The organism is Stenotrophomonas sp. GD03958, from assembly GCF_029839005.1.
GTDB lineage: Bacteria > Pseudomonadota > Gammaproteobacteria > Xanthomonadales > Xanthomonadaceae > Stenotrophomonas > Stenotrophomonas hibiscicola.
On record NZ_JAOBZT010000104.1, the window covers coordinates 1 to 10,433 of the forward strand.

Genomic DNA, 10,433 nt, shown 5'->3' on the forward strand with positions numbered 1-10,433 from the left:
GATCACAACGTGATCCAGAAACACCCGTACTGCCGCCGTAATCCCACCACCGTCGAGGCACGCGCCACGCTGCCTGGCAGGGTCTGCTCCAGGCGCAGGCCGACCGGATGGCGAACAGCCGTCGGCTCAGGGGCGGATCCCTGCGCAGCAGGGCCCTGGCCCTCGTCAGTCACTGCGTCCTGGCCCTGTCCTGGATACACCGGCACGACGTCCACCAGCGGCCGCCGCACCAGCGATTCCAGTTGACCGAGGATTCGCTGCGCGCCCGCATCGGAGACCGCGCCCCACAGGTACAGCGAGGACAGCCGGTTCACATCATTGTTGACGATGCCGTTGCGCAATGCGTCCACCAGTTCACTCAGCCGCCGCGGGCAGCGTGCCCCCAGGGTATCGCGCTGCAGGATGTTGCCGCTGGGCGCAGGCGGTGGCACCCGCGACCGCGCACCCACACTGTCGCAGGGTCGGTCGGTATACACGCTTTGGCCCTGCGCATCGGTGCAGCGGTTCAGGCGCGTGGACTGTGCGTGGGCGACGCTCGACAGCACGCACAGCGGCAGCAGCAACAGCAGGAAGGAAAGCCGGATCATGCCCGCAGGGTAACGCCGATCATGCTCGCGCGGCGTGCTTTCAGCCCTGCAGCAGCCTCAGCACCGAGGTGGTCGGCTTGGCCAGGTTCAGCGTGTAGAAGTGCAGGCCGGGCGCGCCGCCTTCGATCAGGCGCTGGCACAGCCGGGCCACCACTTCCGTGCCGAAGGCACGCACCGACTCCGCATCATCGCCATAGGCCTGCATCTTGCGACTGATCCAGCGCGGAATCTCCGCACCACACTGTTCGGAGAAGCGGCGCAGCTGGCTGAAGTTGGCGATCGGCATGATGCCCGGCGTGATCGGCACCTGCACGCCCAGCCGCCGCACTTCATCGACGAAATGGAAGTACGCGTCCGGATTGAAGAAATACTGGGTGATGGCGGCATCGGCACCGGCATCGATCTTGGCCTTGAAGTGCTTCAGGTCAGCCAGTGAATCGGAGGCCTGCGGATGCGTCTCCGGATACGCGCCCACTTCGATGTGGAACGCATCGCCGTGTTCGGCGCGGATGAAGGCGATCAGTTCGGCGGCATAGCGCATGTCGCCGGGAAAGCCCATGCCCGAGGGCAGGTCGCCACGCAGCGCGACCAGGCGGCGGCAGCCGATGGCGCGGTACAGCTTGAGCAGCTCGCGGATCTCCTGGCGGGTGCCGCCCACGCATGACAGGTGCGGCGCGGCATCGAAGCCATGGTGCTGGTTGAGATGGCGCACGGTCTCGGAGGTGTAGCTCAGGGTCGAGCCACCGGCGCCGAAGGTGCAGGACACGTACTCGGGGCCGTAGTTCTTCAGCTTGGTCGCAGCACGGTCCAGCTGGCTGCGCTGTTCGTCGGTCTTGGGAGGATAGAACTCGAAGCTGATGGCGGTCATGGCGCGGATGGCGGTGGTCGGTGCGAAGCAGTATATCTCTTCATCAAGATGGATTCTTGAAGATTGCGTGAGAGCCCGCCGTCCCCGGCCCGCGACCGTTCGCCCCGCCGTGCGGCCGCTGCTCCGAAATCGCAACCGGGGTGCCTCCGCCAGGCCCACGCTGCTCCCATCCCGGCGCCACCCACCCAATGAAGGAGCAGACGATGAAGATCTTCCTGGCACTCTGGTACGCAATGAAGGCCCTGGCCCGGCTGGCGATGATCGGCATGGCGATGGCCGTGCTCGGTTCCGGCTCGGCGCATGCGGCGGCCGCCACCGGCACCGGCAAGGTGCAGATCGAGGTGGTCGGCAAGGGCCGTCCGCTGCTGATGATCCCCGGCCTGAACAGCAGCGCCGAGGTCTGGCGCGAGACCTGCCTGGCGCTGAAGGACGTGCAGTGCCACCTGGTGCAGCTGCCGGGCTTTGCCGACGCCGCGCCTGCCGACCCGCGCCCGGCCGAATTCCTGACGGCGATGCGCGGGCAGCTGCTGGCCTACCTGCACGACCAACAGCTGGGCCCGGTGGTGGTGATCGGCCACAGTCTTGGCGGCCTGCTGGGGCTGCAGGTGGCGCAGGCCGAGCCGAAGGCGGTCAGCGCACTGGTGGTGGTCGATGCATTGCCGTTCCTGCCGGCCGCGCGTGACCCGAACGCCACCGCAGGCAGCGTGCGGCCGATGGCCGACCAGCTGCGCAAGGGCATGCTGGCCGCTGATGCCGCGCAATGGCAGGCGCAGTTGAAGGCGGGCCTGCCAGGCATGACCCGCGATCCGCAGCGCCAGGCCGAACTGGGCCGCTGGGGCGAAAGCAGTGACCGCCAAACCACCGCCGATGCCATGCATGCGGTGATGACCACTGACCTGCGCGACAGCATCGCCTCGATCACCGCACCGACACTGGTGCTGGGCAGCTGGGCCGGCTACCAGCCGATGGGCGGCACCGAGGACAGCACGCGCGCGGTGTTCCAGGCGCAGTACGCGAAACTGCAGGGCGTGCAGATCGCGATGAGCGCGCAGGGTTTCCACTTCCTGATGTGGGATGATCCGCGCTGGCTGCAGGAGCAGGTGCAGCGTTTCCTCGCCGCGCACCCCTGACCCTTGTCCTCGCCGAGAGCCCGCATGGACGCCACCACCTCATCCCGCCGTTTCTGGACGCTCAATGCATTGGCATGGGCGGGTTATGCGATGTACGGGCTGTGGGCGGGGATGCGGATCGGCGGCGGCGTGGTGTTCAGCGGCATCGTGTTGATCACCGTCAGCGTGGCCGCCTGCCTGTGGCTGTGCAGCGGCATGCTGCGCACGGTGGCGCTGCGCCAGCGCTGGTGGGAGGGGAGCCTGGGCAGCCTGGTGTTGAAATTGGCCGCCGGTGTGGTGGCCGGTGCCAGCGTCGCACAGGCGATGACGGCGGCGTTGCTGCTGCCGGCGCTGGCACTGGGCTGGGTGCAGCTGCCCGGTGGCCACGCGGATTACCGATGGTCTTCGCTGCTGGTGTACTGGATGAACACCGCGCTGTTCCTGCTGATGTGGACCGGCCTATGGGCCGGCCTGCACGGTCTGCGCCGGGCGCGCCACAGTGAACTGGCCCGGCTGCGAGCCGAAGCCGAGCGCAGCGCGCTGGAGCGCGATGCACTGCGTGCACGGCTCAACCCGCATTTCATGTTCAATGCGCTGAACAACCTGCGTGCGCTGATCCTGGAAGACCCGGAGCGTGCGCGCGACATGGTCACCCGCCTGTCGCGCACGCTGCGCCAGGCGCTGGCACACAACCGCAGCGAGCAGGTCACCCTGGCCGAGGAACTGGTGGTAGTGGACGACTACCTGGCCATCGAGGCAGTCCACTTCGAACAGCGCCTGCAGGTAAGCCAGCACATTGATGCCGATGCCATGCAGGCACAGCTGCCGGCGATGGCGCTGCAGCTGCTGGTGGAGAATGCGATCAAGCATGGCATCGCCAGCCGCCCGGGCGGCGGTGAGGTGCAGATCCGTGCCACGCTGGACAATGACGTGCTGCGCCTGCAGGTGGACAATCCGCTGGGCGGCGCCAACGAGCCCACCCATGGTCATGGCGTCGGCCTTGCCTACCTGCGTGCGCAGCTTGGCACGCAGGGGAGTTTCATGTTGCAGCCGGTCGGCGACCGCATGCAGGCCCTGCTGGAGATTCCGCAATGAGTGGCGTGCTGCGTGTGTTGATCGTTGATGATGCACGGCTGGCGCGGCAGGAGCTGCGCACGCTGTTGTCGGCGCTGCCATGGGTGCAGTGCGTGGGCGAGGCCGACGATGTGCCCGCTGCACGCGAGGCGATCGCCACACTGGCGCCGGACCTGGTGCTGCTGGACGTGCAGATGCCTTCCGGCAGCGGCTTCGATGTGCTGGATGGGCTGGAGACGGTGCCGGCGGTGGTCTTCGTTACTGCCTACGACACCTACGCGGTGCGCGCGTTCCAGGCCAATGCGCTGGACTATCTGGTGAAGCCGGTCGAGGCACCGCGCTTGCTGGAAGCGTTGCGGCGGGCGCGCCAGCGCGAGGTGGTGGCGGGCGAAACGCCGGAGCCGCGCAGCACGCTGGGCGCGCAGGACCAGGTGTTCGTGCGCGAGGGCGAACGCTGCTGGTTCGTCGCGGTCTCGGAGATCCGCCGGCTGGTGGTGGATGGCAACTATACGCGGCTATGGTTCCGCGACCAGAACGCCCTGCTGACCCGCAGCCTGAGCGCGCTGGAAGCACGCCTGCCGCAGGATCTGTTCTTTCGCGCCAACCGCAACACCCTGGTCAACCTGCGCCGTATTCGTGGCGTGACGCCCAGCATTGCAGATGGCTACGACCTGACGCTGGACGACGGCAGCGAGGTGGAGGTATCGCGGCGGCAGGCGCGTGAACTGCGTGAGCGGATGGCGTTGTAGGGGCTGCCAGCGGTTACCCTGTGCAGCGGAACTCCCGATCACACCTGCGCCATGTCCATCGTCCTCACCGATTTCGCCCGTCCCCGCCTGTTCCCGCGCGTGCCGCGCGGCAACACCATCCAGGACTGCACTGCCGAGCAGTTCGAGGCACATCTCAATGCGCAGGCGCCGCTGAAGGTGCTCGACGGCTACGCCCCGTTCTGCAAGCTGTTCGTCTACGAGAACTGGACCAGCACGCGCTGCCTGACGGTGCCGGTCACCGAGGCCAACCGCCACCTGCTGCGCAGTGGTTACGAAGCGCGCAACCGCGAGGAATTGCCGGTGCTGGTGCGTTGGTTCGAGGGCGTGGAATCGCCGCGTGCGAACTACCTGGTGGTGATCCTGTACAGCGCCGAGCAGCTGGCCAGGGAAGGTTCGCCGATCGAGGCCGACTGGGGCATCGTCGGCTGCATCTACACCGCCGAACCGGAAGAGGTGCCAATGGCGCCGATCACGATGATGCGCAATGCGCTGGGCGTGGAGGAGGGCGGCTCCGGCGTGCCGCTGGACCGTGAGGCGTACCGGCGTTCTGTCGAGTTCTGGGAGAACAACGCGAACTGGCGGCCGTGAGCAATATTTGCCATCCACGCATCGCGTGAATGTGCGGACCGCAGTAGAGCCACGCCATGCGTGGCTGCTTGGCCTTCAGGCAGCTTTCCATTCCCACCACGGGTAATGGTACTCGCGGTCGATGGCCTGCCAATGCTGGCCGCATTGCGTGCAGGCAACGGTGTGGCAATCGCCCCAACCCTCCTCGGCCTCCTGCAACGAGAGCAGCTGCATCTGCCCCTGTTCGATCAGGCGACGCGGATCGAAGAACGGGTAGCCGGGGTTGAGCGCACACAGGCATCCCTTACGCGCCTGCCAGTAGCGTAGCCGTTGCAGGCCCGCCTTGAGGTGTGCCTGGTTGCTGACCAGCATGCCGCCCAGGGCGATGCCTTCGCAGCTGCGTTCGATCAGGTCGACATGTGTGGCCAACGTGTCCAACGATGAGGCACTGAACAGCCGTGCGACGCTACGTGCGGCATCGGTGATGCGCGTTGCGTCGCGCGACAGCATGTCCTGCAACAGCACATCGGCCTGTGCATCGTCGAGACGGGGTATCCGCGCTGCAGACCAGGGCCAGCGCATCAGCGAGACTTGCCGATGGCAGCGTAGTGGCCGGCGGTGAGGCGCAGCAGGTCAGCCGGAGCCAGTTCCACTTCCAGGCCGCGGCGACCGGCGCTGACATGCAGCGCGGGCAATGCCTGAGCGCTGGCATCCAGGAAGGTGCGCAGGCGCTTCTTCTGCCCGAGCGGGCTGATGCCACCGACCAGGTAACCGGTCGCGCGCTGCGCGGCGTCAGCAGCAGCCATCTCGCACTTCTTGCAGCCGGCCGCTTCGGCCAGTGCCTTCAGGTCCAGCTGGCCGGCCACCGGTACGATCGCCACCAGCAGTTCGTGTGTCTCGGTGCTGGCCAGCAGGGTCTTGAACACCTGGGCTGGATCGACGCCGAGCTTGTCCACGGCTTCGCCGCCATAGGATTCGGCGTGGGCGTCGTGCACGTAGCTGCGCACGGTGTGGGCGATCTTCTCGCGCTTGAGCAGGTTGATGGCCGGGGTCATGGCTGCATCGTAGCGCGCGCTGGGCGCGTTGCCTTGACCGAAGCTACTGCCGGAGCATCCACGCATGGCGTGGATCTACCAGTGGGGACTGGATGCGGGGTGTACGACCACACGCCAACGCAGAACGGGCGCCCGAAGGCGCCCGTCCGTGTCGCATGCACCGGTAGTGCCGGCCGCTGTCCGGCACCCTGAAGGCATCAGTAGCGATAGTGGTCCGGCTTGAACGGGCCTTCCACCGGCACGCCGATGTAGTCGGCCTGTTCCTGGCTCAGGGTGGTCAGCTTCACGCCGATCTTTTCCAGGTGCAGGCGGGCCACTTCTTCGTCCAGCTTCTTCGGCAGCAGGTAGACCTTCTTCTCGTAGCTGTCCTTGTTCGCCCACAGGTCGATCTGTGCCAGGGTCTGGTTGGCGAAGCTGTTGGACATCACGAAGCTCGGGTGGCCGGTGGCGCAGCCCAGGTTCACCAGGCGGCCTTCGGCCAGCAGGAAGATCGCGTTGCCGTTCGGGAAGATGTACTTGTCCACCTGCGGCTTGATGTTGACATGCTTGATGCCCGGGTAGGACACCAGTGCGTCGACCTGGATCTCGTTGTCGAAGTGGCCGATGTTGCAGACGATGGCCTGGTCCTTCATCGCGCTCAGGTGCTCGATGCGGATGATGTCGCGGTTGCCGGTGGTGGTGACGTACAGGTCGGCACGGCCCAGGGTCGATTCGATGGTGTTGACTTCATAGCCTTCCATCGCCGCCTGCAGGGCGCAGATCGGGTCGATCTCGGTGACGATCACGCGCGCACCGTAGGCACGCAGCGAGGCCGCGCAGCCCTTGCCGACGTCGCCGTAGCCGCAGACCACGGCCACCTTGCCGGCCAGCATCACGTCCATCGCGCGCTTCAGGCCGTCGGCCAGCGACTCGCGGCAGCCGTACAGGTTGTCGAACTTGCTCTTGGTGACCGAGTCGTTGACGTTGATCGCCGGGATCAGCAGGGTGCCGGCCTGGGCCAGCTGGTACAGGCGGTGCACGCCGGTGGTGGTCTCCTCGGAGACACCCTTCCAGTCCTTGACCACGCGGCCCCAGTAACCGGGGCGCTCCTTGGCCACGCGCTTGAGCAGGTTCTTGATGACCTGTTCTTCGTGCGAGGCGGAGGCGGTGTTGACCCAGTCGCTGCCGTTTTCCAGCTCGTAGCCCTTGTGGATCAGCAGGGTCACGTCACCGCCGTCGTCCACGACCAGCTCCGGGCCGGTCAGGGTGCCATCGGCCAGGGTGAAGGTCAGCGCGTCCAGGGTGCAGTCCCAGTACTCTTCCAGGGTCTCGCCCTTCCAGGCAAACACCGGGGTGCCGGTGGCGGCAATGGCGGCGGCCGCGTGGTCCTGGGTCGAGAAGATGTTGCACGAGGCCCAGCGCACGTCGGCGCCGATGTCCTTCAGGGTCTCGATCAGCACCGCGGTCTGGATGGTCATGTGCAGCGACCCGGTCACGCGCACGCCCTTCAGCGGCAGCTCGGCCTGGTACTTGCGGCGGATCGACATCAGGCCCGGCATTTCGTGCTCGGCGATGTCCAGTTCCTTGCGGCCCCAGTCGGCCAGCGTGATATCGCGGATCTTGTAATCACCTTCGGTGGAGAAGGTCTTGGCAACAGCGTTCATTCGTGTGCTCCGGTTGTGGACGAGCGGGTGCTCGCATCTAGCCGGGCGCCGTTGTTACAAAGCCACCTTACCGAGCCTGGCCGGGCCTCGTGGGATCCGGTCGCAGCGCCCCTCGGCAGGGGAGGACCCCCATTATATCGCGGCCCCGGCATGACATCGGCATGACCCAACCATCGGCAGATGGGGCCGCGTGCACGGCCTGTTAAGGTCGGTGTTTTCACGCATCACACAGGTGGAACGATGAGCATGCACGCGCGCCGTACGCGGCGGTGGACCGGCCTGGTCCTGTCGATGGGGCTGCTGGCGGTGGCCCCGCTGGCCTGGGCGGCCGCCTCGCAGCCAGCTCCGGCGCAGGCGCAGGGCGTCAATGGCTACGAACTGCCATCGGCCGCACTGCAGGCAGTGGTCGACGCCCCGCGCGCGCCGTCGCTGTTCCTGTCGCCGCGCCGCGACGTGGCCGCGATGATGCAGATGCCGTCGCTGCCTTCGATCCAGGTGGTGGCGCAGCCGGAACTGAAGCTGGCTGGCCTGCGCATCAACCCGCGCACGTTCTCCGACAGCCGCTTCAGCTTCGGCGAGAAGCTGTGGCTGATGAACGTGGCCGACGGCAAGGAGCGGCAGATCAGCGGCCTGCCGGCCAAGCTGTCGATCGCCAGTGTGATGTGGTCGCCGGACCAGAAGTGGCTTGCCTTCAACCAGGTCGACGCTGCCAGTGGCGCCAATGAACTGTGGCTGGTGGACGTGGCCGGCGGCAGTGCCCGTCGCCTGGTTGCCGGCCTGAACACGGTGATCGGCAGCGGCTACCAGTGGCTGCCGGACAGCCGCGGCCTGGTGGTGTTCACCCGCCCGGCCAACCTCGGTGCGGCCCCGCCCGCCGATGGCATTCCGACCGGCCCGGCCGTGCAGCAGACCAGCCAGGGCGGCGGCGTGGTGTCGATCCGTACCTACCAGGACCTGCTGAAGAACGAGGCCGACGCACGCCAGTTCGACTACTACGCCACTACCCAGCCAATGGAAGTCGGCCTGGATGGCAGCACCCGCGCGATCGGCGCGGCCGGCATCTTCATGGGCTTCTCGGTGTCGCCGGATGGCCGCTTCGTGCTGCGCCAGCCGGTGCAGCGCCCGTACTCCTACGTGGTGCCGGTGAGCAGTTTCCCGCGCCGCATTGAAGTGATCGACCGTGCCAGCGGCAAGCTGGTGCACACCGTCGCCGTTCGCCCGCTGGTGGAAGGGCTGCCGACCGGCAACGATGCCGAAGTGACCGGCGTGCGCGACATCAGCTGGCGCGGTGATGCCGACGCCACCCTGGTCTGGGCCGAAGCGCAGGACGGCGGCGACCCGAACAGGGACGCCAAGGTGCGCGATGCGGTGCTGATGCAGGCCGCGCCGTTCGACAAACCGCCGGTCACCCTGGCCCAGCTTGGCAGCCGCCTGGCCGGCATCAGCTGGGGCCGCGGTGACCTGGCCCTGCTGACCGAATCGTGGTGGAAGACCCGCAGGACCAAGACCTGGCTGATCGCCCCGGACAACGCCGGTGCCGAGCCGCGCCTGCTGTGGGATCGTGACGCGCAGGACCGCTATGCCGATCCGGGCCGGCCGCTGCTGACCAGTGACGAGCGGGGTCGTTCGCTGCTGCAGACCAGCCCCGATGGCAGCAGCCTGTACCTGGCCGGTGCCGGTGCTTCGCCGGAAGGCGACCGTCCGTTCGTGGACCGCTTCGACATCGCCACGGGCAAGGCAACGCGCCTGTTCCACTCGCAGGCGCCGAGCTATTCGCTGCCGGTGGCGTTGCTGGACGACCAGGCCAGCTCGCTGCTGCTGAGCCGCGAGAGCCCGGATGAGCCGGCCAACTTCTACGTGCAGTCGCTGGCCGATGCCGGTGCTGCACCGCGCGCGCTGACCCATTTCGCGCACCCGCTGCCGCAGTTGAAGGGCGTGCAGAAGGAGCAGATCCGCTACAAGCGCAAGGATGGGGTCGACCTGACCGCGACCCTGCTGCTGCCGCCGGGCTACGACCCCAAGCGCGACGGCCCGCGCCCGCTGCTGATGTGGGCCTACCCGGGTGAGTTCAAGAGCGCGGCGGCGGCCAGCCAGGTGACCGATTCGCCGTACCGCTTCAATGCGGTCAGCTACTGGGGCCCGCAGGCGTTCCTGGCCAAGGGCTATGTGGTGCTGGCCAGCCCGTCGATGCCGATCATCGGTGAGGGCGACAAGGAGCCGAACGACACCTACATCGAACAGCTGGTGGCCAACGCGCAGGCAGCGGTGGATGAGGTGGTGCGTCGTGGCGTGACCGATCGCGATCACATCGCCATCGGCGGCCATTCCTACGGTGCGTTCATGACCGCCAACCTGCTGGCACACACCCGCCTGTTCAAGGCCGGCATCGCGCGCAGCGGTGCCTACAACCGCACGCTTACTCCGTTCGGTTTCCAGGCCGAGGAGCGCAACTACTGGCAGGCGCAGGACGTCTACCAGAAGATGGCGCCGTTCAATTACGCCGACAGGATCAAGGATCCGATCCTGTTCATCCACGGCGTGGACGACAACAACTCCGGCACCTTCCCGATCCAGAGCGAGCGCATGTTCGCCGCGGTGAAGGGCCTGGGCGGCACCGCGCGGCTGGTGATGCTGCCCAACGAATCGCATGCCTACCGCGCACGCGAATCGATCATGACCATGCTGGCCGAGAGCGAGCGCTGGCTGGAGCAGACCATTGGCCCGGCCGAGCAGGGCAAGGCGAAGAAGAAGCGCTGACCG

The 10,433-nt window shown here is 67.1% G+C and carries 10 protein-coding genes and 1 riboswitch; of the genes, 5 read left to right on the forward strand and 5 right to left on the reverse strand.

Translation table 11 applies throughout. The features are described 5' to 3' along the window. Positions 1-2: 2 nt before the first annotated feature. Both N5C25_RS19350 and metF read right to left on the reverse strand, forming a co-directional pair. Positions 3-587, reverse strand: a complete 585-nt coding sequence (locus tag N5C25_RS19350; RefSeq protein WP_262213130.1) for a DUF4124 domain-containing protein — start codon at positions 585-587, stop codon at positions 3-5. 40 nt (positions 588-627) lie between these two features. Beyond that, the gene (metF, locus tag N5C25_RS19355; RefSeq protein ID WP_279937684.1) at positions 628-1,455 is read right to left on the reverse strand and encodes a methylenetetrahydrofolate reductase [NAD(P)H]; all 828 of its coding nucleotides are present in this window, start codon (positions 1,453-1,455) and stop codon (positions 628-630) included. Positions 1,456-1,658: 203 nt separating this feature from the next. Between metF and N5C25_RS19360 the strand changes: the two genes are divergently transcribed. The 4 genes from N5C25_RS19360 to N5C25_RS19375 are packed head-to-tail and all read left to right on the forward strand — an operon-like array spanning position 1,659 to position 4,996. Continuing rightward, positions 1,659-2,585, forward strand: coding sequence for an alpha/beta hydrolase (locus N5C25_RS19360; protein ID WP_058980412.1), 927 nt, complete (start codon positions 1,659-1,661; stop codon positions 2,583-2,585). 24 nt (positions 2,586-2,609) lie between these two features. Then, positions 2,610-3,659, forward strand: a complete 1,050-nt coding sequence (locus N5C25_RS19365; protein ID WP_279937685.1) for a histidine kinase — start codon at positions 2,610-2,612, stop codon at positions 3,657-3,659. After that, positions 3,656-4,387 carry a LytTR family DNA-binding domain-containing protein gene (locus N5C25_RS19370; protein WP_279937687.1) on the forward strand — a complete coding sequence of 244 codons (732 nt, stop codon included), beginning with the start codon at positions 3,656-3,658 and terminating at the stop codon, positions 4,385-4,387. The genes N5C25_RS19365 and N5C25_RS19370 overlap by 4 nt, the downstream gene beginning before the upstream one ends. A 51-nt stretch (positions 4,388-4,438) precedes the next feature. Then, positions 4,439-4,996, forward strand: a complete 558-nt coding sequence (locus N5C25_RS19375) for a DUF3228 family protein (protein WP_010481895.1) — start codon at positions 4,439-4,441, stop codon at positions 4,994-4,996. A gap of 75 nt (positions 4,997-5,071) precedes the next feature. Here the strand turns inward: N5C25_RS19375 and N5C25_RS19380 are convergent, their stop codons facing one another. The 3 genes from N5C25_RS19380 to ahcY all read right to left on the reverse strand — a co-directional run bounded on the left by N5C25_RS19380 (position 5,072) and on the right by ahcY (position 7,673). Further along, positions 5,072-5,557 carry a hypothetical protein gene (locus tag N5C25_RS19380; protein WP_279937689.1) on the reverse strand — a complete coding sequence of 162 codons (486 nt, stop codon included), beginning with the start codon at positions 5,555-5,557 and terminating at the stop codon, positions 5,072-5,074. Next, positions 5,557-6,030 carry a Cys-tRNA(Pro) deacylase gene (gene ybaK, locus N5C25_RS19385; protein ID WP_251102129.1) on the reverse strand — a complete coding sequence of 158 codons (474 nt, stop codon included), beginning with the start codon at positions 6,028-6,030 and terminating at the stop codon, positions 5,557-5,559. The genes N5C25_RS19380 and ybaK overlap by 1 nt, the downstream gene beginning before the upstream one ends. 197 nt (positions 6,031-6,227) lie before the next feature. Continuing rightward, a complete protein-coding gene (ahcY, locus tag N5C25_RS19390) occupies positions 6,228-7,673 on the reverse strand; it encodes an adenosylhomocysteinase (RefSeq protein ID WP_033834449.1) in 1,446 nt (481 codons plus the stop codon). Positions 7,674-7,709: 36 nt separating this feature from the next. Further along, positions 7,710-7,793: riboswitch (S-adenosyl-L-homocysteine riboswitch) on the reverse strand. Between the two features lie 120 nt (positions 7,794-7,913). On the opposite strand from ahcY, the gene N5C25_RS19395 reads away from it, so the two are divergent. Then, positions 7,914-10,430 carry a prolyl oligopeptidase family serine peptidase gene (locus N5C25_RS19395; protein ID WP_279937691.1) on the forward strand — a complete coding sequence of 839 codons (2,517 nt, stop codon included), beginning with the start codon at positions 7,914-7,916 and terminating at the stop codon, positions 10,428-10,430. The last annotated feature ends 3 nt before the right edge of the window (positions 10,431-10,433 follow it).

Excerpts from the sequence above, each read along its gene's own strand:
- N5C25_RS19350 (WP_262213130.1), bottom strand. The coding sequence starts at position 587 with ATGATCCGGCTTTCCTTCCTGCTGTTGCTGCTGCCGCTGTGCGTGCTG.
- metF (WP_279937684.1), bottom strand. The coding sequence starts at position 1,455 with ATGACCGCCATCAGCTTCGAGTTCTATCCTCCCAAGACCGACGAACAG.
- N5C25_RS19360 (WP_058980412.1), top strand. The coding sequence starts at position 1,659 with ATGAAGATCTTCCTGGCACTCTGGTACGCAATGAAGGCCCTGGCCCGG.
- N5C25_RS19365 (WP_279937685.1), top strand. The coding sequence starts at position 2,610 with ATGGACGCCACCACCTCATCCCGCCGTTTCTGGACGCTCAATGCATTG.
- N5C25_RS19370 (WP_279937687.1), top strand. The coding sequence starts at position 3,656 with ATGAGTGGCGTGCTGCGTGTGTTGATCGTTGATGATGCACGGCTGGCG.
- N5C25_RS19375 (WP_010481895.1), top strand. The coding sequence starts at position 4,439 with ATGTCCATCGTCCTCACCGATTTCGCCCGTCCCCGCCTGTTCCCGCGC.
- N5C25_RS19380 (WP_279937689.1), bottom strand. The coding sequence starts at position 5,557 with ATGCGCTGGCCCTGGTCTGCAGCGCGGATACCCCGTCTCGACGATGCA.
- ybaK (WP_251102129.1), bottom strand. The coding sequence starts at position 6,030 with ATGACCCCGGCCATCAACCTGCTCAAGCGCGAGAAGATCGCCCACACC.
- ahcY (WP_033834449.1), bottom strand. The coding sequence starts at position 7,673 with ATGAACGCTGTTGCCAAGACCTTCTCCACCGAAGGTGATTACAAGATC.
- N5C25_RS19395 (WP_279937691.1), top strand. The coding sequence starts at position 7,914 with ATGAGCATGCACGCGCGCCGTACGCGGCGGTGGACCGGCCTGGTCCTG.